The sequence below is a fragment of the Pseudomonas sp. ANT_H4 genome (assembly GCF_008369295.1).
Lineage (GTDB): Bacteria > Pseudomonadota > Gammaproteobacteria > Pseudomonadales > Pseudomonadaceae > Aquipseudomonas.
The window spans coordinates 427243-450339 of the sequence record NZ_VOBG01000001.1; the positions used below are offsets into that span (position 1 = coordinate 427243).

Here is a 23097-nt window from a genome sequence, read left to right on the forward strand (position 1 = left end):
CGACTGCAATAATTCCGTTATCTAATGCGGCGCAAGACAGTTAAATGACAAGAGGACTTAGCATGGTTGGCAGGAGCATTCTGATCGTTGACGACGAAGCGCCTATTCGCGAAATGATCGCCGTTGCGTTGGAAATGGCCGGCTATGACTGCCTGGAGGCGGAGAACTCCCAGCAGGCCCATGCCATTATCGTCGACCGCAAACCAGACCTGATTTTGCTGGACTGGATGCTGCCCGGCACTTCTGGCATCGAGCTGGCCCGGCGCCTCAAGCGCGATGAGCTGACCGGGGATATCCCAATCATCATGCTCACTGCCAAGGGCGAAGAGGACAACAAGATCCAGGGCCTGGAGGTCGGCGCCGATGACTACATCACCAAGCCGTTTTCCCCACGGGAGCTGGTCGCCCGCCTGAAAGCCGTATTGCGCCGCGCCGGGCCCACCGATGGCGAAGCGCCTATCGAAGTTGGCGGCCTGTTGCTGGACCCCATCAGCCACCGCGTCACCATCGATGGCAAACCTGCCGAGATGGGCCCCACCGAATACCGTCTGCTGCAATTTTTCATGACCCACCAGGAGCGTGCCTACACCCGCGGGCAACTGCTGGATCAGGTCTGGGGCGGCAACGTGTACGTGGAAGAACGCACCGTCGACGTGCATATTCGCCGCCTGCGCAAAGCCTTGGGCGAGTCCTACGAGAATCTGGTACAAACCGTGCGCGGCACCGGTTATCGGTTTTCAACAAAAAGCTGATAAGGCAGCGGGAAGCTGCCAGCTACAAGCGGCAAGTCAAAAGCCGCATCGCTTTGACTTGCCGCTTGTAGCTTGAAACTTGCAACTGCTCCGAAGGACGCAAAGTGAACCAAAACTGGCACAGCACCCTGATCCGCCACATGCTCCTGTTGATCACCGGCTGTCTGCTGGTGGGCCTGGTCAGCGGCTTCTACGGCTGGAGCCTGGCCGTCGGCCTCGGCCTCTACCTGGGCTGGACCCTCAAGCAATTGCTGCGCCTGCACGAGTGGCTGCGCCAGCATAAACCCGACGAAGCGCCACCCGACGGCTACGGCCTGTGGGGCGAGGTGTTCGACAGCATCTACCACCTGCAACGCCGCGACCAACGGGTGCGCGGGCGCCTGCAGGCAGTGATCGACCGGGTCCAGGAGTCCACCGCCGCGCTGAAAGACGCGGTGATCATGCTCGACAGCGACGGCAACCTAGAATGGTGGAACCGCGCCGCCGAAACCCTGCTGGGCCTCAAGACGCCCCAGGACAGTGGCCAACCGGTGACCAACCTGGTGCGCCATCCGCGCTTCAAGGAATACTTCGAGCAGGACAACTTTGAAGAGGCCTTGGAGATTCCATCGCCCACCAACGACCGAGTGCGCATCCAGTTGTACCTGACGCGCTACGGCAATAACGAGCATCTGATGCTGGTGCGCGATGTCACCCGTATCCATCAACTGGAACAGATGCGCAAGGATTTCGTCGCCAACGTCTCCCATGAACTGCGCACGCCACTGACGGTGATCTGCGGCTACCTGGAGACGTTGCTGGATAACGTCGAAGAGGTGAACCCGCGCTGGAGCCGTGCCCTGCAGCAGATGCAGCAGCAAGGCTCACGCATGCAAACCCTGCTCAACGACCTGTTGCTGCTGGCCAAGCTGGAAGCCACCGACTACCCCTCGGACAACCAGCCAGTGCCGGTACAGAGCCTGTTGCAAACCATCAAGAGCGACGCCCAAGCCTTGTCCGGGCAGCGCGGACAGAGCATTTCGCTGGAGGCCGACCCGTCGGTCCTGCTCAAGGGCAGCGAGGGCGAGTTGCGCAGCGCCTTTTCCAACCTGGTGTTCAACGCGGTGAAATACACCCAGGACAAGGGCACGATCCGTATCCGCTGGTGGGCCGATCACCAGGGCGCACACCTGAGCGTGCAGGATTCGGGGATTGGCATCGACAGCAAGCACTTGCCACGCCTGACCGAACGTTTCTACCGCGTCGACTCCAGCCGCAACTCCAACACGGGTGGTACCGGCCTGGGCCTGGCGATCGTCAAGCATGTGCTGCTGCGCCATCGCGCACGCCTGGAAATCGGCAGCGTGCCAGGTCAAGGCAGTACGTTTACCTGCCATTTCCCGCCGGCGCAGGTGACACGCTCGCGGGTGGTCAGCCAGAACGAGTAGCCCCGCCCGGCAGCGGGCACTAGGCAAGCGCCGGTTCAGCCGCTACATTGGTAGTCTTGAGCCTGCCTTTCAGGCCCACCTGTTCATCCTTTTTGACTCGACGGAACCCGCAAAACCCCATCATGGACCCTTCCCCTAGTATCACCCTCGCGACACTCTTCGCCGATTTCGGCATGATTCTTTTTGCACTGGTCCTGGTACTGCTCAACGGCTTTTTCGTTGCTGCGGAATTTGCCATGGTCAAACTGCGCTCCACCCGGATCGAGGCCATCGCCCACTCCAACGGCTGGCGCGGACAGATCCTGCGCACCGTGCACAACCAGCTCGACTCCTATCTCTCGGCCTGTCAATTGGGTATCACCCTCGCCTCCCTGGGCTTGGGCTGGGTCGGTGAGCCTGCCTTCGCGCACATCCTGGAACCGCTGCTGGGTGCCATGGGCGTCGAATCGACCGAAGTGATCAAGGGCGTGTCGTTCTTTTCCGCCTTCTTCGTGATTTCCTACCTGCACATCGTGATCGGTGAACTGGCACCCAAATCCTGGGCCATTCGCAAACCCGAGCTGTTGTCGCTGTGGACCGCCGTGCCGCTGTACCTGTTCTACTGGGCCATGTACCCGGCGATCTACCTGCTCAACGCCAGCGCCAACGCCATCCTGCGCATTGCCGGCCAAGGCGAGCCCGGCCCGCACCATGATCACCATTACAGCCGCGAAGAACTGAAACTGATCCTGCACTCCAGCCGTGGCCAGGACCCCAGCGACCAAGGCATGCGCGTATTGGCCTCGGCCGTGGAAATGGGCGAGCTGGAAGTGGTGGACTGGGCCAATTCCCGGGAAGACCTGGTGACCCTGGATTTCAACGCCCCGCTCAAGGAAATCCTGGCGCTGTTCCGCCGCCACAAATTCAGCCGCTACCCGGTGTACGACGCGGTGCGTAACGAATTCGTCGGCCTGCTGCACATCAAGGACCTGCTGCTGGAATTGGCGGCCCTGGACCATATTCCCGAGTCGTTCAACCTGGCCGAACTGACCCGCCCGCTGGAGCGCGTTTCCCGGCACATGCCGCTGTCGCAATTGCTGGAGCAGTTCCGCAAGGGCGGTGCGCACTTTGCCCTGGTGGAGGAAGCCGACGGCAATATCATCGGCTACCTGACCATGGAAGATGTGCTGGAAGTACTGGTGGGTGACATCCAGGACGAACACCGCAAGGCCGAGCGCGGCATTCTCGCCTACCAGCCGGGCAAGTTGCTGGTACGTGGTGATACGCCGCTGTTCAAGATCGAGCGCCTGCTGGGTATCGACCTGGACCACATCGAAGCCGAAACCCTCGCCGGGCTGATCTACGAAACCCTCAAGCGGGTGCCGGAAGAGGAAGAAGTGCTGGAAGTCGAAGGCTTGCGCATCATCATCAAGAAGATGAAAGGGCCGAAGATCGTGCTGGCCAAGGTGCTGATGCTCGATTAACTGTAGGAGCGAGCTTGCTCGCGAAGAACCAGAGAGCGCCGTTGGGTGCCAGGTTCCCCGCGTCATCGTTAACGACCATCGCGAGCAAGCTTGCTCCTACAGCCTCATGGCGTGCCCAACGCAAAGTTGGGCAAAGCCTGCACCGGCTGATTGAACTCGTACGGAATCGACACCAACCCCAACCTGGTGTTGCGCTGCACCACAAAATGCAGGTGTGGCCCGCTGCTGTTACCGGTATTGCCCGACAGCCCCAGCGCACTGCCCACCGCCACGCGCTGCCCCTCCCAAACGCTGACCGAACCTTGCTTGAGATGCAGGTACACGCCCATCGTGCCATCGTCGTGCAACACCCGCACGAAGTTGCCCGACGGATCACTGCCACGTCCGGCCTGGTCATTCTCGGTTTTCACCACCACCCCGCCCCGCGCTGCGATGATCGGCGTGCCTTCGGGCATGGCGATGTCCATGGCGTAGCGGCTCTTGACGTCGCAATGGCTGAAGGTGCCGTTCGCGCCCTGGGTCAGACGAAATGGGCCACCCTGCCAAGGCAAGGGGTAACGATAGGATGGGGTACGGGCGGACGGGGCTTGCAGCCGATTCTGATGCTTTTGGGGGTAGAGTACCTGGCGCTTAGGGTGCTCGATCATCCGATCCTGGAATACAAACGCCTGCGCCCCCGACGTCTGTCGGTCGCTGAAAAAGACGACGCCGTTAGCATCGGTAGATTTGTAGAGGGTCATGGCCATCGCCGACGTGGCGACCGTGAGCAGTCCACAGAAAAGCACTGAGCGCGCGAGCATAAGGTAGGCCTGCCGAGAACGACTGAATGGCAGGCTAACAAGGGATCATGACAACGCTGTGTGGGGTCATTTGGGGAGATCATGCACCCGGTACAAAATGCTTCTGCGCCGTGCCGCGGGCAATCAGCCGGGAGATATAGTCCAGTTTCTGCGCATCCTGGTCGATAAAGCGGAAGGTCAGTTGCAGCCAGTCGCTGTCGGGCTTGGGCTCAAAGGCGACGATGGCATGCAGGTAGCCGTTGAGACGGGCCACTTCGGCGTTGTCGCCCTGTTCAAGGTCGAGCACCGCGCTTTCCAGCACCTGGGGCAAGACTTCACCGCGACGCACCACCAGCAGCGCTTCCTTGATGCTCAGGGCCTTGATCACGCATTGCTGGGTGCCGCTGGACAGGCGCAGTTGGCCCTGGCCGCGACCGCTGGCCGCCGATGCTGCTGCCGGCGCTTGCACGGGCGGGCTGTTGAGCAGTCCTTTGCTGGGCGCCGCCACCGGGGCTGGCTTGACCGCTTCGGGCTTGCCACCGGTGAGCGCGCTCAGGGAGTCGTTGCCGAAGGCCGAGTTCATCTTGGTCGGGGCGCTGGCGATCAGCGCATCGAGGCGGCCGATCTTGTTCAGTGCCTGCTTGACCTTGCTCAGCAACTGTTCGTTGGTGAAGGGCTTGCTGACATAGCCGGAAACGCCGGCCTGGATCGCCTGGACTACGTTTTCCTTATCGCCACGGCTGGTCACCATGACAAATGGCATGGCTTTGAGATGAGGCTGTTCACGGCACCAGGTCAACAGTTCCAGACCGGACATTTCCGGCATTTCCCAGTCGCACAGGACCATGTCGAAGGTTTCGCGCATCAGGATGGCCTGGGCCTTTTTGCCGTTCACCGCATCTTCGATCTTGATACCGGGGAAGTAGTTGCGCAGGCACTTCTTCACCAGGTCGCGAATAAACGAGGCGTCATCCACCACCAACACACTGACTTTGCTCATCGACCCTTCATCCTATAAAAACCCCGGCAAGCATAGCGCTTCGCTGATGGCATTTCGCCAAAACTCTTCAGTCACGCCGGGACCTTACCTGCGTCCGCAGCGCAAAATTCATACGCCACAAACGAAAACGCCCGACCAGAGGCCGGGCGTTTATTTCTCGGGCAATCTTACTTATCGTCAGAAACGCCTGGAACATTAGGGATTTGATCGGCTGTGCCTTCAACTTCGGCCTTCATGCGCTTGAGACCCATGTGCCGCACGTCAGTGCCACGCACTAGGTAGATCACCAATTCCGAGATATTACGGGCGTGGTCGCCGATACGCTCCAGGGAGCGCAGGACCCAGATGATGTTCAGCACCCGCGAGATAGAGCGCGGGTCTTCCATCATGTAGGTGGCCAGTTCACGCAAAGCAGTTTTGTATTCGCGGTCGATGATCTTGTCGTACTGGGCTACCGACAAGGCCAGGTCGGCGTCGAAGCGGGCAAAAGCGTCCAGGGCATCACGAACCATGTTGCGCACCTGATCACCGATATGACGCACTTCCACGTAGCCACGCGGCGCTTCGCCTTCTTCGCACAACAGGATGGCCCGACGGGCGATCTTGGTGGCTTCGTCGCCGATCCGCTCCAGGTCGATCACCGACTTGGAGATGCTGATGATCAACCGAAGGTCAGACGCCGCCGGCTGGCGACGGGCGAGAATGCGCAGGCATTCTTCGTCGATGTTGCGTTCCATCTGGTTGATCTGGTCATCAATCTCGCGCACCTGCTGGGCCAGGCCCGAGTCGGCCTCGATCAGCGCCGTGACGGCGTCGTTGACTTGCTTCTCCACCAGCCCGCCCATGGCCAGGAGGTGGCTGCGCACTTCCTCAAGCTCGGCATTGAACTGCGCGGAGATGTGATGGGTAAGGCCTTCTTTGCTAATCATGCGTTTGCTCCGCAAAAGCTGTAAGCCGCAAGCTACAAGCTGCAAGCTGATGTATGTCGTTCCGTAAAATCGCTCTTACTTGCCGCTTGAAGCTTGCGGCTCGCAACTGCCCCTACTAGCCATACCGACCGGTGATGTAGTCTTCGGTCTGCTTCTTCGCCGGATTGGTGAACAGGGTATCGGTGTCGCCGAATTCCACCAGTTTGCCCATGTACATGAACGCGGTGTAGTCGGACACCCGAGCGGCCTGTTGCATGTTGTGGGTCACGATAACGATGGTGAATTTGGATTTCAGTTCGTAGATCAGCTCTTCGACTTTCAGCGTGGAGATCGGGTCGAGTGCCGAGCATGGTTCGTCGAGCAGCAGCACTTCCGGTTCCACGGCGATGGTGCGGGCAATCACCAGACGTTGTTGCTGGCCGCCGGACAGGCCCAGGGCCGATTCGTGCAGGCGGTCCTTGACTTCATCCCACAGCGCCGCGCCCTTGAGGGCCCATTCCACGGCTTCATCGAGGATGCGTTTCTTGTTGATGCCCTGGATGCGCAGGCCGTAGACCACGTTTTCGTAGATGGTCTTGGGGAACGGGTTGGGCTTCTGGAACACCATGCCCACCCGGCGACGCAACTCGGCCACGTCTTCGCCCTTGCGGTAGATGTTGGTGCCGTAGAGGTTGATCGCGCCTTCCACGCGGCAGCCGTCCACCAGATCGTTCATCCGGTTGAAGGTACGCAGCAATGTCGACTTACCGCAGCCGGACGGGCCGATAAAGGCAGTCACGCGCTGCTTGGGGATGTTCATGCTGACGTCGAACAGCGCCTGCTTGTCGCCGTAGTACAGGCTCAGGCCCGGGACTTCGATGGCCACGGTTTCCTGGGCGAGGCTCAGGCTCTGCTTGTCGCGACCCAGGGCTGACATGTTGATGCCGTGGGAATGGGTTTCGTGTTGCATGGGATGCTCCCTGTGCTACCAATTCGTTTCGTTGATCCGCTGGGTCAGCGGCTTACTTGATTCAGTGTCTGGTGCCGTCTCCTGTGGGAGCTTAACTATCCAGCGCTTTGTATTTTTCGCGCAGGTGGTTACGCATCCACACCGCCGACAGGTTGAGCGTGGCGATCACCATTACCAGCAGCAGCGCGGTGGCGTACACCAGCGGCCGTGCGGCTTCGACGTTGGGGCTCTGGAAGCCGACATCGTAAATATGGAAGCCCAAGTGCATGATCTTCTGGTCCAGGTGCAGGTACGGATAGTTACCGTCCAGCGGCAACGACGGTGCCAGTTTCACCACACCCACCAGCATCAGCGGCGCTACTTCGCCAGCGGCGCGGGCCACAGCGAGGATCATGCCGGTCATCATCGCCGGGCTGGCCATCGGCAGGACGATCTTCCACAGCGTTTCCGCCTTGGTCGCGCCCAATGCCAGGGAGCCTTCACGCACGGTGCGGGGAATCCGCGCCAGGCCTTCTTCAGTCGCCACGATCACCACCGGCACTGCCAGCAGCGCCAGGGTCAGGGACGCCCAGAGCAGGCCCGGCGTACCAAAGGTCGGCGCCGGCAGGGCTTCGGCGAAGAACAGCCGGTCCACCGAACCGCCCAGCACGTAGACGAAGAAGCCCAGGCCGAACACACCGTAGACAATTGCCGGTACACCGGCCAGGTTGTTCACCGCGATACGGATAATCCGTGTCAAGGTGTTCTGCTTGGCGTACTCACGCAAGTAAACCGCCGCCAGCACACCGAACGGCGTCACGATAATCGCCATGATCAAGGTCATCATCACGGTGCCGAAGATCGCCGGGAAGATCCCGCCTTCGGTGTTGGCTTCCCGTGGGTCGTCGCTGAGGAACTCCCAGATCTTGCTGAAGTAAAAACCGACCTTGGTCATGTAGCCCATGGCGTTCGGCTGGTAAGCGTGAACCACTTTGCCGATGCCGATTTCCACTTCTTTGCCATTGGCATCACGGGCGGTCAGGGCGTCGCGGTTGAACTGGGTGTGCAACTCGTCCAGGCGCGCTTCGATATCCTTGTAACGGGCATTCAATTCAGCGCGATCGGCATCCATGTCGGCCTGGGCGGCGGCGTCGAGCTTGCCTTCCATTTCCAGCTTGCGACCGTGCAAACGGATGCGTTCCAGACCGGCGTTGATCGCCCCGATGTCCGACTTCTCAAGACTCTTGAGGTCGGCGGCGAGCTTGTTGACCCGGCCCACGCGGGCTTGCAGTTCCGGCCAGGCCGCCGCGCCTTCGGCGATGACCTTACCGTCCTGTTTGACGTTGACCAGGGTGCCGTAGAAATTGCCCCACTCGCGACGCTCGATAGCCATCAACTCGACCGGCGTGGTCTGGTTGGTCAGCCACTCACCGACGATCCAGGTGAAGTCATTGCCGTTCAAGTCGCGGTTACCGACCTTGATCAGCTCGCGGGTCATGAATTCAGGACCTTGGTCCGGCACCGGTAAACCGGCGCTTTTCAGGCGTTCGCGGGGCACTTGTTCTTTCTGCACCACTTCGCCGATGACCATATGGTTAGCCTGGCCCGGTACGTCGTAGCTGGCCTGGATCAGGTCAGCCGGCCAGAAGTGGCCCAAACCACGCACGGCGATTACAGCCAGCAAACCGATGGTCATGATGACCGCGATGGACACCGCGCCACCGCTGATCCAGACGCCAGGGGCGCCGCTCTTGAACCATCCATTCAGGGAGTTCTGTTTCACAGACTTCTACCTTTCTTAAAGCGACGAGTATTTCTTGCGCAGACGCTGACGGATCAGCTCGGCGAGGGTGTTCATGACGAAAGTAAACAGCAGCAGCACCATCGCCGAGAGGAACAGCACGCGGTAATGGCTACCGCCAACTTCCGACTCAGGCATCTCCACCGCCACGTTGGCCGCCAGGGTGCGCAGGCCTTCGAACAGGTTCATTTCCATGATCGGCGTGTTGCCGGTGGCCATCAGCACGATCATGGTTTCACCTACTGCGCGGCCCATGCCGATCATCAGTGCCGAGAAAATCCCAGGGCTGGCGGTGAGAATCACCACGCGAGTCATGGTCTGCCACGGCGTGGCACCCAAGGCCAGGGAGCCTAGGGTCAAACCGCGGGGCACGCTGAATACGGCGTCTTCGGCGATGGAGTAGATGTTCGGGATCACCGCGAAACCCATGGCCAGGCCCACTACCAGGGCGTTGCGCTGGTCGTAGGTGATGCCCAGGTCGTGGGAGATCCACATGCGCATGTCGCCGCCGAAGAACCAGGTTTCCATGTACGGGCTCATGTACAGCGAGAGCCAGCCAATAAACAGGATCACCGGGATCAACATCGCACTTTCCCAGCCATCCGGGACTCGTAGACGGATCGACTCAGGCAGGCGGCTGAAGGTAAAACCAGCCACCAGGATGCCAATCGGCATAAGCATCAGCAGGCTGAAAATCCCCGGCAGGTGCCCTTCGACATACGGAGCAAGGAACAGGCCGGCGAAGAAACCGAGGATCACCGTCGGCATCGCTTCCATCAACTCGATCACCGGCTTGACCTTGCGGCGCAGGCTCGGCGCCATGAAGTAGGCAGTGTAGATGGCGGCAGCGATGGCCAAGGGCGCGGCCAGCAGCATGGCGTAGAACGCAGCCTTGAGCGTACCGAAGGTCAGTGGCGCCAGGCTCATCTTGGGTTCGAAATCGGTGTTGGCGGCGGTCGATTGCCAGACGTATTTAGGCTCGTCGTAGTTTTCGTACCAAACCTTGCTCCACAACGCGCTCCAGGAAACTTCCGGGTGCGGGTTGTCCAGCAGCAACGGCTGCAGCTTACCGCCCGCTTCAACGATGATGCGGTTGGACCGTGGCGACATGCCGAAAATGCCTTGACCTTCCACGACCGGGTCCACCAGCAAGGTGCGGTGGGCGGTGCTGTGGAACACGCCAAGCTTGCCGGAGGCGTCGAGGGCAACGAAGCCCTTGCGACGTTCTTCAGCGGTAATTTCAACGATCGGCGTGGTGCCCATCTGGAAGGTGCGGATTTGCTTGAGGCGTTGCTCGCCGTCCGGGTCGCGGGCCATGAACCACTGGGCCAGGCCACCCTTGGAGGTACCGATGATCAGCGAGATGCCACCTACCAGTTGAGTACTGGCCGTCACTTCGCTTGCACCGTCTTCCAACAGTTTGTAGCGACCGTTGAGGCTCTTGTCCCGCAGACTGAACACATCGGCCAGGGCGCGACCGTTGATCACGTACAGCCACTGCTGGCGCGGGTCGACGAAGATGGCTTTCACCGGCTCGGTCATTTGCGGCAGCTCGATGCGCTTCTGCTCGCTGGTGACTTCGCCGGTCATCATGTTTTCTTCGCGGCTCAGGGACAACACGTTCAGGAAGGCACCGGCGGAACCGGCCACCACCAGCGAGGTGTCGGTGGCGTTGAGGGCAACGTGCTCCAACGGGCGACCCAGCTCGTCGAGGACGATCGGCGCTTCACCGTAAGGGTATTCGATGGCAGGCGAGATGGTCTTCTTGCCGTCCGGGTAGGTCACCTTGTAAGTGTGGCGGAACACCAGAGACTGGCCGTTGGACAGGCCGAGGATCACCAGCGGGCTGCCCGGCTGGTCTTCAGCAAAGGAGACGACGCTGGCACCGGCCGGCAGCGGCAGATTGACCCGCGTCAACTCGACACCGCTGTCGACACTGAAGAACAGCGCCTGGCCCTTGTCGGAAATCCGCATGGCGACCTGGTTCTGCTCTTCCAGGGAGATCATCAGCGGCTTGCCGGCGTCCTGTATCCAGGCAGGCGTCAGGGCATCTTCCTTGGTCAGGCTGGCACCCTGGAACAGTGGCGCAACCACATAGGCGAGGAAGAAGAAGATCAAGGTGATCGCGCCCAGAACGGCGAGGCCGCCGATCAGGACGTACCAACGGGTCAGGCGATCCTTGAGCGCGCGAATGCGGCGCTTGCGTTGCAGCTCAGGCGTATTGAAGTCAATGCGCTTGGGAGGAGAAGTCGTCGTCATGGTGGAATTGGCCAGATCATTCATGCGCACACCCTAGCGATTCTGTATGACAGAAAGATGACAATGCAGTGACGCAAGAAATCCGCCGCGTAGCAGGGCTGGCAGCGGACCGAAAAATTGGAGGCGGGGTCCAGGTCTTACAGACCCCGCCCGGGCCTTGAGCCGAGACATCGTCCAGGCTCAAGGCAGTTTTACTGGAGGCTTATTGGCCGCCTTCTGTCAGACCCAGGTCAGCCAGTGCCTTGGCGGCAACTTTGGCTGGCAGTGGGATATAGCCGTCTTTCACCACAACTTCCTGGCCCTGTTTGGACAGAACCAGCTTCACGAACTCAGCTTCCAGCGGGGCCAGAGGCTTGTTCGGGGCTTTGTTGACGTAAACGTAGAGGAAACGCGACAGCGGGTAGCTGCCGTTCAGGGCGTTTTCTTCGGTGTCTTCGACAAACTTATCGCTGCCTTTCTTGGCCAGGGCCACGGTCTTCACGCTGGCGGTCTTGTAGCCGATGCCCGAGTAACCGATGCCGTTCAGCGAAGAGCTGATGGACTGCACGACCGAAGCCGAGCCTGGTTGTTCGTTGACGTTTGGCTTGTAGTCACCTTTACACAGGGCTTCTTCCTTGAAGTAGCCGTAGGTGCCGGATACCGAGTTACGACCGAACAGTTGCACTGGCTTGTTGGCCAGGTCACCGGTCACGCCCAGGTCGCCCCAGGTTTTAACGTCAGCTTTGGCGCCGCACAGACGAGTCGCGGAGAAGACTGCGTCGACTTGCTCCATGGTCAGGTGCTGGATCGGGTTGTCCTTGTGCACGAACACAGCCAGGGCATCCACAGCCACCGGGATAGCGGTTGGCTTGTAACCGTGCTTCTGTTCGAAGGCCTGCAGCTCGTTGTCCTTCATCTTGCGGCTCATCGGGCCCAGGTTAGCGGTGCCTTCAGTCAGCGCCGGTGGCGCTGTGGACGACCCAGCGGCTTGAATCTGGATGTTGACGTTCGGGTATTCCTTTTTATAGGACTCGGCCCACAGGGTCATCAGGTTAGCCAGGGTATCGGAACCAACGCTGGACAAGTTGCCCGACACACCAGTGGTCTTGGTGTAGGACTTGATTGCAGGGTCAACACCAGCGGCCACCGCGTGGGCAGTCGCAACGCCAGCAGCGACAAAAGTCATTGCCGCCATCAAACGCTTCAGTTTCATGCCTTACTCCTAGCAGATAGGGATAGTTGGATCGGGGCCAAGTATCGGCAGGCCGTGTGAACACTCTATGTCTGTAATGTGACAATTAGATGAAAGGCCAGTATTGGACGCAAAAACTGATAGGGAAGGACGAGGCGGCTGGCTTTGGGGCTGCTGCGCAGCCCAACGGGGGCAAGCCCCCTCGCCACAGGGTTATGTAGCAGCCTTCAAGGGATGTTTAGCGCCCTTTTTTCCACAGGTATCCACCCACCAACATCCCCATCACACAAATGACGGCGACGTAGTAAGCCGGGCCCATCGGGCTTTCCTTCATCAGCAACGACACCGCCAACGGCGTCAGGCCGCCAAATACTGCATAGGCCACATTGTAGGAGAACGACAAACCGCTGAAGCGCACCACCGGCGGGAAGGCCTTGACCATCACGTAAGGCACCACGCCGACCACGCCGACAAACAGGCCGGTCAGGGTGTACAGCGGGAACAGCCAGTCCGGGTGATTAAGCAGGCTGTGGTAGAGGGTCCAGGACGTTGCCAGCAACAGTGCGCAACCGGCGATCAGCACGCGGCCGGCACCAAAACGGTCCGCCAGAGCGCCAGAGAGGATGCAGCCCAGGCTCAGGGTGACGATCGCCAGGCTGTTGGCTTGCAGCGATACGGTCGGGCTGAAGTGGTAGATGGTCTGCAGCACGGTTGGCGTCATCAGGATCACCACGACGATGCCGGCGGACAGCAGCCAGGTCAGCAGCATCGACAGCACGATAGCGCCACGGTGGTCACGCAACACGGCGCGCAACGGTAATTCAGCCGCCAATGTCTTGCGTTGCTGCATTTCGGCGAAGATCGGTGTTTCGTGCAGCCAGCGACGCAGGTACACCGAGAACAGGCCGAACACACCGCCCAGCAGGAACGGGATCCGCCAGGCGTAATCGGAGACTTGCTCCGGGGTGTAGAGGGTGTTGATCGCGGTGGCCACCAGGGAGCCCAAGAGGATGCCGGCGGTCAGGCCACTGGTCAGGGTGCCGCAGGCATAACCGATATGCCGTGGCGGGACGTGTTCGGAGACGAACACCCACGCACCCGGCACTTCACCGCCAATCGCCGCGCCCTGGATGACTCGCATCAGCAGCAACAGAACGGGGGCCCACAGGCCGATCTGCGCATAGGTCGGCAGCAGGCCCATGATCAGAGTGGGTACGGCCATCATGAAAATGCTCAGGGTGAACATCTTCTTGCGACCCAGCAGGTCGCCGAAGTGGGCCATGATGATGCCGCCCAACGGCCGCGCCAGGTAACCGGCGGCGAAGATGCCGAAGGTCTGCATCAGGCGCAGCCATTCGGGCATGTCTGGCGGGAAAAACAGTTTCCCGACCACGGTGGCGAAAAACACGAAGATGATGAAGTCGTAAAACTCCAGCGCCCCGCCCAAGGCAGACAGCGACAGGGTTTTGTAGTCGTTGCGGGTCAGCGGGCGCGACGTTGGCGCACTGCTTGCGGGCACGGAGGACATGGCAAGGCTTCTCTTATTAGTCAGAACGGCAAGCCCGGTAACGCTGGCTGAGCCAGGGCGGGTTCGGCAAGATAGCAAATCGCTTGAAAAAGCACAGCGCTGACCCGTTCAACCATTCAAATGTCCGAAATAATCCCGCGCCGGTGTCGTTTTCGCCGGTGGCAGGAAAAGAGTACGAGCACAGTTGCCGTAAAAAGCCCCATTACAGCTGCTATTTGCCGACCAAATGAGCCCCTGGAGGTCGTCGTGGCGACAACGTGTCGATATACTCGGCCCTTGCAAGCGCGCAACCCGCATCCTTGAGGGGCTGCTGTGCCAAAACGCTGTTGGGTGCCCCCAGCCGGTTTGGCAGAGTTTCCCTTTAGTACGCCTTACGAGAAACGTATCGAACGGAGTATGTTTGTGCTGAAACGTTTTTCCAACAGTCGGCTATCCACTTGAAACACCCATAAAAGCGTCACGGGTCAGAGGCACCCCCGGCATGATCGAACTCGAACAAGAAGATCCTATCCCGCAAGGCGATCTCGCTTTGCAAATCACCGCCCTGCCGCGTGAAACCAACGGTTTCGGCGATATCTTCGGCGGTTGGCTGGTAGCCCAAATGGACCTGGCCGGCACGGCAATGGCCAGCAAGATCGCCGGCGGACGCGTGGCGACCGTGGCAATTGATCGCATGGCTTTCCTGGTCCCGGTGGCGGTCGGCGCGCAGCTGTCCTTCTACACCCAGGCCCTGGAAATCGGCCGCAGCTCGATCAAGATGATGGTCGAAGTGTGGAGCGATGACCCGCTCTCCAGCGAATGGCGCAAGGTCACCGAGGCGGTATTTGTGTTTGTTGCCATTGATGGCAGCGGCCGCACTCGGTCGGTTCCGTCGCGGGCGCGTTAAACATCGCTGCGTTTTGACGGTCAATTGCCCATTGCCTGTCCTTGCCCAATCGCCTTTCATTGAGAGTGTGCGCCTATGTCTATGCCCGACGTTGAAACCGTGAAACTGGATGAGCTCAATTGTTGGCGCATCCGCCACGACGGCACTGAATTGTTGGTAGCCCAACAAGGCGCGCACATCATCAGCTACCAGCGTCTGGGCGAGAAGCCGGTGATCTGGCCCAACGATGAAGCAGTATTCAAGACAGGCAAAGGCATCCGTACCGGCGTGCCGGTGTGCTGGCCGTGGTTCGGCATCTTCGACCGTAACCCGCAAAGCGTGCAGGCCATGCGTCACAGCAACGAGCCCGCAGGGGCTCACGGCTTCGTCCGAGCGGTAGACTGGGAATTGGCAGGCATCGAAAGCGAAGGCGAGGCGCTACGAGTGGAATTCGTGCTGCCGGTGCCCGAGGGTGGTTTCCCTGGCTGGCCCCATCAGGTCGACCTGAAGATGAGCCTGCTGCTGGATGATCAACTGCATATCCGCCTGACCAGCCATAACCGTGGCACCGACAGCGTGACCATCAGCCAGGCGTTGCACAGTTACTTCGCCGTCAGCGATGTGCGCAATGTGCAGGTCAAAGGCCTCGACGGCCTGGACTACATCGACACCACAAATGATTGGAACACCGCGAAACAGTCAGGCCTGCTGCACTTTACCGGCGAAACCGACCGCATCTACCTCGACACACCCGCGCAGTTGAATATTGTCGACCCAGACTGGCAGCGTCGCATCCAGCTGACCAGCACCGGCTCGCGCTCAACGGTGATCTGGAACCCGTGGACCGAACGGGCCAAGGCCTTCAGCGACATGGCCGACGACGGCTGGCAGCGCATGCTGTGCATCGAGACGGCGAATGTGATGGACGACGTGGCGACCTTGGCACCAGGTGAGAGCCATACCTTGGGTGTGAGCATCACCAGTATCGCCTTGTAAATCGCGCCTACAAGTCCGACTCCTTGACCACCCGCACCTTCCCTGCATCCAGCGCATAAGCCGCATCAGCCAAGTCATTGTTGACCGTCTCCACCTTCAACGTGCCGGTCACCCACAGCGGTGTATAGATGTCATCGAGCGTCAATCCCTTGGGATAACGCACCAGCACCAATTGGTTGGGCGGTGGCGGCGGTACGTGAATGCACGCGCCTGGGTACGGCACCAGGAAGAACAGCGTGCTGCGACCCTTGGCGTCGGTTTCCAGCGGCACCGGATAACCGCCGATGCGGATATTCTTGCCGTTCATCGCGGCCACGGTCTTGGTGGAATACATCACCGCCGGTAAACCCTTGCTCTGCTTCAAGCCACCCTTGTCGGTAAAGGTGCCATTGGCTTCGGGGGAGTCGTGGTCAATATCCGGCATTTGTTCGAGGGCTTTCTGGTCCGACTTGGGCATCAGTTCCAGCCAGTCGGTTTCCGGCAGCTCGCCAGCATGGGCCAGGCCAGTGCCCAGTAAAAGAACAGTCAACAGAAGACGGCGCATGGAGGGGCTCGGCAAAAGAAAGGACGAAAGTCGCCGGGCATTCTAGCCCTCTGCGCCTGCGCAGCGCAGAGGGCATGGTCGCTGAATTACTTCTTTTTCAGCAGACCGTAGATCACCAGCAGCACGACGGCACCTATCAGCGCACCGAAGAAGCCGGCGCCCTGGCCAGCCTGGTAGATACCCAGCGCCTGGCCACCGTAGGTAGCAATCAGGGAGCCGGCGATACCCAGCAGGATGGTCATGATCCAGCCCATGCTGTCGTCGCCTGGTTTCAGGAAACGTGCCAGCAGGCCGACAATCAAACCGATAAAAATGGTTCCAATAATACCCATGGCATTTCCCTCTGAATGAATTTAGCTAGAGCCTAGTCAGACTTTGGCATCCTGCAATCAGAGGATGGCGGATACCAATGGTTCCCGCCAACTCATGGCTTATTGTTCGGCGATCAGCGCCTCGACCTTGAGGATCTGCTGCTCCAGGGTCGCGCGATCCGCGCAACGCAGGTTGGCATGACCGACCTTGCGCCCGACCTTGAACGCCTTGCCGTAGTGGTGCAGATGGCAGTCATCAATGGCGATGACCTTGTCCACAGGCGGGACAACACCGATAAAGTTGAGCATTGCGCTCTCGCCGACCTTGGCCGTCGAGCCCAAAGGGAAGCCCGCTACCGCCCGCAGGTGGTTTTCGAACTGGCTGCACTCGGCGCCTTCGGTGGTCCAGTGCCCGGAGTTGTGCACCCGCGGGGCGATTTCGTTGGCCTTGAGGCCGCCGTCGACTTCAAAGAACTCGAACGCCATCACGCCGACGTAATCCAGCTGCTTCAACACTCGGCTGGAATAGTCTTCGGCCAGGGATTGCAGCGGGTGGTCGGTGCTGACCACAGACAGCTTGAGGATGCCGCTGTCGTGGGTGTTGTGCACCAGCGGGTAGAAGCGGGTTTCGCCATCGCGAGCACGCACGGCGATCAGCGAGACTTCACCGGTGAACGGTACGAAGCCTTCCAGCAGACAGGCGACGCTGCCCAGCTCGGCAAAGGTGCCGACCACATCGGCGGCGGTGCGCAGGACTTTCTGACCCTTGCCGTCATAACCCAGGGTGCGGGTTTTCAGCACGGCGGGCAGGCCGATGGCAGCGACGGCGGCGTCCAAATCCACCTGGGACTGGATGTCGGCGAATGCCGGTGTCGGGATGCCGAGGTCCTTGAACATGCTCTTTTCGAACCAGCGGTCGCGAGCGATGCGCAAGGCTTCGGCGCTCGGGTACACCGGGACGAACTGCGACAGGAAGGCCACGGTTTCGGCTGGGACGCTTTCGAACTCGAAGGTCACCAGGTCGACTTCTTCGGCCAATTGACGCAGGTGATCCGGGTCGCTGTAGTCAGCCCGAAGGTGTTCACCCAGGGCAGCCGCGCAAGCGTCCGGCGCCGGATCAAGGAAAGCGAAGTTCATCCCCAGCGGAGTTCCCGCCAAGGCCAGCATGCGGCCCAGTTGGCCGCCACCGATTACACCGATTTTCATCAATCAACAACCTCAGGCGATGCGTGGGTCTGGATTGTCCAGGACGTTGTCTGTCTGCTCAGCGCGGAATTTTTTCAGTGCCACGTGAAACTGCGGGTGCTTGGCGCCCAGGATGCTGGCGGACAGCAAGGCTGCGTTGATCGCACCAGCCTTGCCGATCGCAAGCGTTGCCACCGGAATACCGGCCGGCATCTGCACGATGGACAACAGCGAGTCCACGCCCGAGAGCATCGACGACTGCACCGGCACGCCGAGTACAGGCAGATGGGTCTTGGCCGCGCACATGCCCGGCAGGTGAGCTGCGCCACCGGCACCGGCGATGATCACCTCGATGCCACGGGATTCTGCTTCATCGGCATACTGGAACAGCAAATCTGGCGTGCGGTGGGCGGAGACCACCTTCACTTCATAAGGAATGCCGAGCTTTTCCAGCATATCGGCGGTGTGGCTAAGGGTGGACCAATCGGACTTGGAGCCCATGATCACGCCAACCAATGCACTCATCGTCGTGCCTCTTCTCTCTGGGCGCCCGCAGGCGCGTCAAAAAACAAACAAGCCACGCGGGAAATCCGGCGTGGCTTGTTGTACGAATTAGGGCCGGTTGGACCGGCCGAAGGCCGCGCAGTATACCGTAATACTGTAGATAAACAGCCCCTTGGACGACCATCTGTCTTACACCCTGAATCGGTGGTTTTATTGACTCCAAGGTCAGCGAAAACACCGTAAATCAGTGTGGGCGCTGGCAAGCCAGCGCCCACATCAACCGAGTTCCGCCGGGGAGCTCTGCGCCACGCCACCTTCCAACTTGCGCCACAACAACCGCACATTGGCCTTGCGCACCAGCGCACAGCGGTACACGCGAATCTCCAGCGGCACATGCCATTGCGGACCGCCACAGACTACCAACTCCCCCCGAGCCAGTTCGGCGCGCACGCTCAAGCGCGGCACCCAGGCGATGCCCAGGCCTTCCAGGGCCATGCTTTTAAGGCTGTCGGCCATGGCGGTTTCATAAATGGTGGTGAAGCGCAGCGCGCGCTGGCGCAGTAGCAAATTCACCGAGCGCCCGAGAAACGCCCCCGCGCTGTAGGCCAGCAGCGGCACGCTGCCTTCGCCTTCCAGGTCGAACAGCGGCTTGCCGTCAGCATCAGCGGCGCATACGGGGAGCATTTCGGTGTTGCCCAGGTGCAGCGACGGGAAGATTTCAGCATCCATCTGCATCGCCGCGTCCGGGTCGTAGAACGCCAGCATCAAATCGCATCCGCCCTCACGCAGTGCATGTACGGCGTCGCCAACGTTGGTGGCCACCAGCCGCGTCGCGATGTTCAAGCCTTCGTTGCGCAACTGGGCGATCCAGCGCGGAAAGAAGCCCAGCGCCAGTGAGTGCGCCGCCGCCACTTGCATGACTTCGCCCTGCCCGCCTTCCAGGTGATGCAGGTGACGCAGCACTTCACCCAGCTGTTCGACCACGGTACGCGCCGTCACCAGAAACAACTGCCCCGCCGCTGTCAGCTCAACCGGCGTGCGCGAGCGATTGACCAACGTCAGCCCCAGCGCTGCCTCCAGGCTGCGAATGCGTCGACTGAACGCCGGCTGGGTGACGAAGCGACGCTCTGCCGCCTGGGAGAAGCTGTGGGTGGCGGCCAGGGCGCTAAAGTCTTCCAGCCATTTGCTTTCCAGATTCATCTCGTCCTCCCCGGACACGCACCATTTTGGCTCACACGTTCGACATGATAGCCGGGTCACACCGACATTATGCCGTTTATGCATAGGCCAGTGCTTAATAGCATTGGCCCAAAATCTTCTGCAAGCCTAGCATTCACAGCGTTCCGGCCTAGCCCGGGTCCATATTGAGATGATTTCCGTCATGTCCTCCGCTGCATCATTCCGTACCGAAAAAGACCTGCTTGGCGTACTCGAAGTACCTGCTCAAGCGTATTACGGCATCCAGACCCTGCGAGCAGTGAATAACTTCCGTCTCTCTGGCGTTCCGATTTCGCATTACCCCAAATTGGTGGTCGGTCTGGCGATGGTCAAACAGGCCGCCGCTGACGCCAACCGCGAGTTGGGCCAGCTCAGCGAAGCCAAGCACGCTGCCATCAGCGAAGCCTGTGCCCGCCTGATCCGCGGCGATTTCCACGAAGAGTTCGTGGTGGACATGATTCAAGGCGGCGCTGGCACTTCAACCAACATGAATGCCAACGAAGTCATCGCCAACATCGCGCTGGAGGCCATGGGCCACAGCAAGGGCGAATACCAATACCTGCACCCCAATAACGACGTGAACATGGCGCAGTCGACCAACGACGCCTACCCGACCGCGATCCGCCTGGGTCTGCTGCTGGGCCACGACGCACTGTTGGCCAGCCTCGACAGCCTGATCCAGGCGTTCGCCGCCAAGGGCGTCGAGTTCAACCACGTCCTGAAGATGGGCCGCACCCAACTGCAAGACGCCGTGCCGATGACCCTCGGCCAGGAGTTCCGCGCCTTCGCCACCACCCTGGGTGAAGACCTGGCGCGCCTGAAAACCATGGCGCCGGAGCTGTTGACCGAAGTTAACCTGGGCGGCACCGCCATCGGTACCGGCATCAATGCCGACCCGCGTTACCAGGCCTTGGCCGTCCAGCGCCTGGCGACCATCAGCGGTCAACCGCTGGTACCGGCTGCCGACCTGATCGAAGCCACCTCCGACATGGGCGCCTTCGTACTGTTCTCCGGCATGCTCAAGCGTACTGCGGTGAAGCTGTCGAAGATCTGCAACGACCTGCGCCTGCTGTCCAGCGGCCCACGCACCGGGATCAACGAGATCAACCTGCCGGCGCGCCAGCCAGGCAGCTCGATCATGCCCGGCAAGGTCAACCCGGTAATCCCGGAAGCGGTCAACCAAGTGGCGTTCCAGATTATCGGCAACGACCTGGCGCTGACCATCGCGGCCGAAGGCGGCCAACTGCAACTGAACGTGATGGAGCCGCTGATCGCCTACAAGATCTTCGACTCGATCCGCCTGCTGCAACGGGCCATGGACATGCTGCGCGAGCACTGCATCGTCGGCATCACCGCCAACGAAGCCCGCTGCCGCGAGCTGGTGGAGCACTCCATCGGCCTGGTCACCGCGCTGAACCCGTACATCGGCTATGAAAACGCCACCCGCATCGCCCGCATCGCCCTTGAAAGCGGCCGCGGCGTGCTGGAACTGGTGCGTGAAGAAGGCTTGCTCGACGACGCCATGCTCGACGACATCCTGCGCCCGGAAAACATGATTGCCCCGCGCCTGGTGCCCTTGAAGGCCTAAGCGCTGCTGCACCGCTCACCAGGTTGAGGGACTAGACACCTCTCACCTTTTGAGGGCTTGGAGATTCATTCTCCAGGCCCTTTTTTTTGCCTGATGAAAGCGTGTAGCTGAAACCTTTAATCGCCCCGTGCAGACGTATAGCGCTCGCCTAGGTATAGTGCCGCCCCTCTTCGCGTCAGTGGTCGGCGGTAACGAGCCCCTGGGATGTGCGAAAGCCGCATGAATAACAACCCGCAAAAAGGATTGGGTCGAACCGTCGTGCACTGCCTGGTGCATTGCGGCGAATCGCGCCGTTCAGGGTTTGCCATTAGAAAAATCAGCGAGGAATACTCCATGCTTGAAGTCATCAACGACTTCCTCTCAGGGAAAGTACTGATCGTGCTCATTGTCGGGCTCGGTGGTTACTTCACGATCCGCTCGCGTTTCGTTCAACTGCGTCACTTTTTTCATATGTTTTCGGTGTTTGGCAACAGCCTGAAAAGCAGCGCTGGCCAACTCAGCTCGTTCCAGGCACTGATGCTCAGCCTCGCCGGCCGAGTGGGTGCCGGTAATATCGCCGGCGTCGGTATCGCCGTAACCCTGGGCGGCCCCGGCGCCGTGTTCTGGATGTGGGTCACCGCGCTGGTGGGCATGTCCTCAAGCTTTATCGAGTGCTCTCTCGGCCAGCTCTACAAGCGCTGCGATTCCGAGGGCCAATACCGTGGCGGCCCGGCCTATTACATCCAGCATGGCCTGCACAAGCGCTGGCTGGGGATGGTCATGGCGTTCCTGCTGCTGGTGACCTTCGGCTTTGCCTTCAACGGCCTGCAAGCCCATGCCGTGACCCACTCGCTGAACAACGCCTTTGGCCTCGATACCACCTACACAGGCCTGGGCCTGGCGGTGCTGCTGGGCCTGGTGTTCGTCGGTGGGATCAAGCGGATCGCCTCGATTGCCGACTTGCTGGTACCAATCAAGACCCTGGTCTACATCGCCGTGACCGTGTACGTGATTGTGCTGCAATTTGACCAGGTGCCGGCCATGCTGATGACTATCGTCAAGAGCGCCTTTGGCCTGGACCAGGCTTTTGGTGGCCTGGTGGGCAGCGCCATCATCATGGGTGTGAAACGCGGCGTGTTTGCCAACGAAGCCGGCCTTGGCAGTGCGCCCAACGTCGCCGCCGTGGCCTCGGTGGAACACCCGGTGGCTCAAGGCGTCGTGCAAGCGTTCAGCGTGTTCCTCGACACCTTCGTCATCTGCACCTGCACCGCGTTGCTGATCCTGCTCTCGGGTTTCTACACGCCGGGCTTTGAAGGTGACGGCATTGCCCTGACCCAGAACTCCCTGGCGGCGGTGGTCGGTGACTGGGGCCGGATGTTCATCTCGGTAGCCCTGGCGTTGTTTGTGTTCACCTCGATTCTGTACAACTACTACCTGGGCGAGAGCAACCTGCGCTTCTTGATCGGCGAAAACCGCAAGGCACTGATCGGCTATCGCGCCCTGGTGCTGGTGCTGATTTTCTGGGGTTCTATTGAAAACCTCAGCACGGTGTTTGCCTTCGCCGACATCACCATGACCATGCTGGCGTTCGTCAACCTGATCGCCCTGGCGCTGCTGTTCAAGATCGCCATGCGCATCCTGCGCGACTACGACGACCAACGCGCTGCGGGTATCAAGACCCCGGTATTTGATTCCAGCCAGTTCCCGGATCTGGACCTGGACTTGAACGCCTGGCCAGCCACCCCGCTGAAGCCTGCGCCAACGTCGCAGGCCAGCGCTGAACCGGTCGCCCAAGCGCAACGCTAAAGGTGACACGCCGCGTGGCCTTGGGCATGCTCTGGGCCACGCGGTGTACTCGTTCAGGAGATTT

The 23097-nt window shown here is 60.4% G+C and carries 20 protein-coding genes and 1 pseudogene; 7 read left to right on the forward strand and 14 right to left on the reverse strand.

What is annotated here, in order from left to right:
* The first annotated feature begins 62 nt into the window (after positions 1–62).
* From phoB to FQ182_RS02085, 3 genes are all read left to right on the forward strand, one after another.
* A complete protein-coding gene (gene phoB, locus FQ182_RS02075) occupies positions 63–752 on the forward strand; it encodes a phosphate regulon transcriptional regulator PhoB (protein WP_133100722.1) in 690 nt (229 codons plus the stop codon).
* 140 nt (positions 753–892) lie between these two features.
* On the forward strand, positions 893–2179 hold the full coding sequence (gene phoR / locus FQ182_RS02080) for a phosphate regulon sensor histidine kinase PhoR (RefSeq protein ID WP_256666174.1): 1287 nt from the start codon (positions 893–895) through the stop codon (positions 2177–2179).
* 122 nt (positions 2180–2301) lie between these two features.
* Positions 2302–3642: a hemolysin family protein gene (locus tag FQ182_RS02085; RefSeq protein ID WP_149412551.1), complete on the forward strand. Its 1341-nt coding sequence runs from the start codon at positions 2302–2304 to the stop codon at positions 3640–3642.
* Here FQ182_RS02085 and FQ182_RS30135 read toward each other — a convergent pair.
* The 9 genes and pseudogenes from FQ182_RS30135 to FQ182_RS02125 form a co-directional block, all read right to left on the reverse strand.
* Positions 3641–3721: pseudogene (locus FQ182_RS30135) on the reverse strand (outer membrane lipoprotein carrier protein LolA); the annotation flags it as partial. The gene FQ182_RS02085 and the pseudogene FQ182_RS30135 overlap by 2 nt on opposite strands.
* 25 nt (positions 3722–3746) lie before the next feature.
* A complete protein-coding gene (locus FQ182_RS02090; RefSeq protein WP_149412550.1) occupies positions 3747–4442 on the reverse strand; it encodes a M23 family metallopeptidase in 696 nt (231 codons plus the stop codon).
* A 79-nt stretch (positions 4443–4521) separates the two neighbouring features.
* Positions 4522–5421, reverse strand: a complete 900-nt coding sequence (locus FQ182_RS02095; RefSeq protein WP_149412549.1) for a response regulator — start codon at positions 5419–5421, stop codon at positions 4522–4524.
* Between the two features lie 167 nt (positions 5422–5588).
* On the reverse strand, positions 5589–6350 hold the full coding sequence (gene phoU, locus FQ182_RS02100) for a phosphate signaling complex protein PhoU (protein ID WP_133100717.1): 762 nt from the start codon (positions 6348–6350) through the stop codon (positions 5589–5591).
* 115 nt (positions 6351–6465) lie between these two features.
* Complete coding sequence (gene pstB / locus FQ182_RS02105) at positions 6466–7299, reverse strand: phosphate ABC transporter ATP-binding protein PstB (RefSeq protein ID WP_065883786.1); 834 nt, start codon at positions 7297–7299, stop codon at positions 6466–6468.
* A 91-nt stretch (positions 7300–7390) separates the two neighbouring features.
* Entirely contained in the window at positions 7391–9061 is a 1671-nt protein-coding gene (pstA, locus tag FQ182_RS02110) for a phosphate ABC transporter permease PstA (RefSeq protein WP_149412548.1), read from the reverse strand.
* A 15-nt stretch (positions 9062–9076) separates the two neighbouring features.
* A complete protein-coding gene (locus FQ182_RS02115; RefSeq protein WP_149412547.1) occupies positions 9077–11362 on the reverse strand; it encodes an ABC transporter permease subunit in 2286 nt (761 codons plus the stop codon).
* Positions 11363–11540: 178 nt separating this feature from the next.
* A complete protein-coding gene (locus FQ182_RS02120; RefSeq protein ID WP_133100714.1) occupies positions 11541–12530 on the reverse strand; it encodes a phosphate ABC transporter substrate-binding protein PstS in 990 nt (329 codons plus the stop codon).
* A gap of 217 nt (positions 12531–12747) precedes the next feature.
* The gene (locus FQ182_RS02125) at positions 12748–14037 is read right to left on the reverse strand and encodes an MFS transporter (RefSeq protein WP_149412546.1); all 1290 of its coding nucleotides are present in this window, start codon (positions 14035–14037) and stop codon (positions 12748–12750) included.
* A gap of 481 nt (positions 14038–14518) precedes the next feature.
* Between FQ182_RS02125 and FQ182_RS02130 the strand changes: the two genes are divergently transcribed.
* Both FQ182_RS02130 and FQ182_RS02135 read left to right on the forward strand, forming a co-directional pair.
* Entirely contained in the window at positions 14519–14923 is a 405-nt protein-coding gene (locus FQ182_RS02130) for an acyl-CoA thioesterase (protein ID WP_149412545.1), read from the forward strand.
* A gap of 75 nt (positions 14924–14998) precedes the next feature.
* Positions 14999–15898 (forward strand): D-hexose-6-phosphate mutarotase, encoded by a 900-nt coding sequence (locus FQ182_RS02135; RefSeq protein WP_149412544.1) that lies wholly within the window; start codon positions 14999–15001, stop codon positions 15896–15898.
* Positions 15899–15905: 7 nt separating this feature from the next.
* Here FQ182_RS02135 and FQ182_RS02140 read toward each other — a convergent pair whose 3' ends face one another.
* From FQ182_RS02140 to FQ182_RS02160, 5 genes are all read right to left on the reverse strand, one after another.
* On the reverse strand, positions 15906–16442 hold the full coding sequence (locus FQ182_RS02140) for a DUF3299 domain-containing protein (protein ID WP_149412543.1): 537 nt from the start codon (positions 16440–16442) through the stop codon (positions 15906–15908).
* An 86-nt stretch (positions 16443–16528) separates the two neighbouring features.
* Positions 16529–16774 carry a GlsB/YeaQ/YmgE family stress response membrane protein gene (locus FQ182_RS02145; protein ID WP_149412542.1) on the reverse strand — a complete coding sequence of 82 codons (246 nt, stop codon included), beginning with the start codon at positions 16772–16774 and terminating at the stop codon, positions 16529–16531.
* 99 nt (positions 16775–16873) lie between these two features.
* Positions 16874–17959 carry a 5-(carboxyamino)imidazole ribonucleotide synthase gene (locus FQ182_RS02150; RefSeq protein WP_149412541.1) on the reverse strand — a complete coding sequence of 362 codons (1086 nt, stop codon included), beginning with the start codon at positions 17957–17959 and terminating at the stop codon, positions 16874–16876.
* Between the two features lie 12 nt (positions 17960–17971).
* Entirely contained in the window at positions 17972–18463 is a 492-nt protein-coding gene (purE, locus tag FQ182_RS02155) for a 5-(carboxyamino)imidazole ribonucleotide mutase (RefSeq protein WP_149412540.1), read from the reverse strand.
* 255 nt (positions 18464–18718) lie between these two features.
* Complete coding sequence (locus FQ182_RS02160) at positions 18719–19642, reverse strand: LysR substrate-binding domain-containing protein (protein WP_149412539.1); 924 nt, start codon at positions 19640–19642, stop codon at positions 18719–18721.
* 181 nt (positions 19643–19823) lie between these two features.
* On the opposite strand from FQ182_RS02160, the gene aspA reads away from it, so the two are divergent.
* Positions 19824–21248, forward strand: coding sequence for an aspartate ammonia-lyase (gene aspA / locus FQ182_RS02165; protein WP_133100705.1), 1425 nt, complete (start codon positions 19824–19826; stop codon positions 21246–21248).
* A 333-nt stretch (positions 21249–21581) separates the two neighbouring features.
* Entirely contained in the window at positions 21582–23033 is a 1452-nt protein-coding gene (locus FQ182_RS02170) for a sodium:alanine symporter family protein (protein ID WP_149412593.1), read from the forward strand.
* Positions 23034–23097: the final 64 nt, after the last annotated feature.

Excerpts from the sequence above, each read along its gene's own strand:
- FQ182_RS02135 (WP_149412544.1), top strand. The coding sequence starts at position 14,999 with ATGTCTATGCCCGACGTTGAAACCGTGAAACTGGATGAGCTCAATTGT.
- FQ182_RS02140 (WP_149412543.1), bottom strand. The coding sequence starts at position 16,442 with ATGCGCCGTCTTCTGTTGACTGTTCTTTTACTGGGCACTGGCCTGGCC.
- FQ182_RS02115 (WP_149412547.1), bottom strand. The coding sequence starts at position 11,362 with ATGAATGATCTGGCCAATTCCACCATGACGACGACTTCTCCTCCCAAG.
- phoB (WP_133100722.1), top strand. The coding sequence starts at position 63 with ATGGTTGGCAGGAGCATTCTGATCGTTGACGACGAAGCGCCTATTCGC.
- aspA (WP_133100705.1), top strand. The coding sequence starts at position 19,824 with ATGTCCTCCGCTGCATCATTCCGTACCGAAAAAGACCTGCTTGGCGTA.
- FQ182_RS02130 (WP_149412545.1), top strand. The coding sequence starts at position 14,519 with ATGATCGAACTCGAACAAGAAGATCCTATCCCGCAAGGCGATCTCGCT.
- FQ182_RS02160 (WP_149412539.1), bottom strand. The coding sequence starts at position 19,642 with ATGAATCTGGAAAGCAAATGGCTGGAAGACTTTAGCGCCCTGGCCGCC.
- FQ182_RS02170 (WP_149412593.1), top strand. The coding sequence starts at position 21,582 with ATGCTTGAAGTCATCAACGACTTCCTCTCAGGGAAAGTACTGATCGTG.
- FQ182_RS02090 (WP_149412550.1), bottom strand. The coding sequence starts at position 4,442 with ATGCTCGCGCGCTCAGTGCTTTTCTGTGGACTGCTCACGGTCGCCACG.
- FQ182_RS02095 (WP_149412549.1), bottom strand. The coding sequence starts at position 5,421 with ATGAGCAAAGTCAGTGTGTTGGTGGTGGATGACGCCTCGTTTATTCGC.
- FQ182_RS02125 (WP_149412546.1), bottom strand. The coding sequence starts at position 14,037 with ATGTCCTCCGTGCCCGCAAGCAGTGCGCCAACGTCGCGCCCGCTGACC.
- FQ182_RS02120 (WP_133100714.1), bottom strand. The coding sequence starts at position 12,530 with ATGAAACTGAAGCGTTTGATGGCGGCAATGACTTTTGTCGCTGCTGGC.
- FQ182_RS02150 (WP_149412541.1), bottom strand. The coding sequence starts at position 17,959 with ATGAAAATCGGTGTAATCGGTGGCGGCCAACTGGGCCGCATGCTGGCC.
- phoR (WP_256666174.1), top strand. The coding sequence starts at position 893 with ATGCTCCTGTTGATCACCGGCTGTCTGCTGGTGGGCCTGGTCAGCGGC.
- FQ182_RS02145 (WP_149412542.1), bottom strand. The coding sequence starts at position 16,774 with ATGGGTATTATTGGAACCATTTTTATCGGTTTGATTGTCGGCCTGCTG.
- FQ182_RS02085 (WP_149412551.1), top strand. The coding sequence starts at position 2,302 with ATGGACCCTTCCCCTAGTATCACCCTCGCGACACTCTTCGCCGATTTC.
- pstB (WP_065883786.1), bottom strand. The coding sequence starts at position 7,299 with ATGCAACACGAAACCCATTCCCACGGCATCAACATGTCAGCCCTGGGT.
- phoU (WP_133100717.1), bottom strand. The coding sequence starts at position 6,350 with ATGATTAGCAAAGAAGGCCTTACCCATCACATCTCCGCGCAGTTCAAT.
- purE (WP_149412540.1), bottom strand. The coding sequence starts at position 18,463 with ATGAGTGCATTGGTTGGCGTGATCATGGGCTCCAAGTCCGATTGGTCC.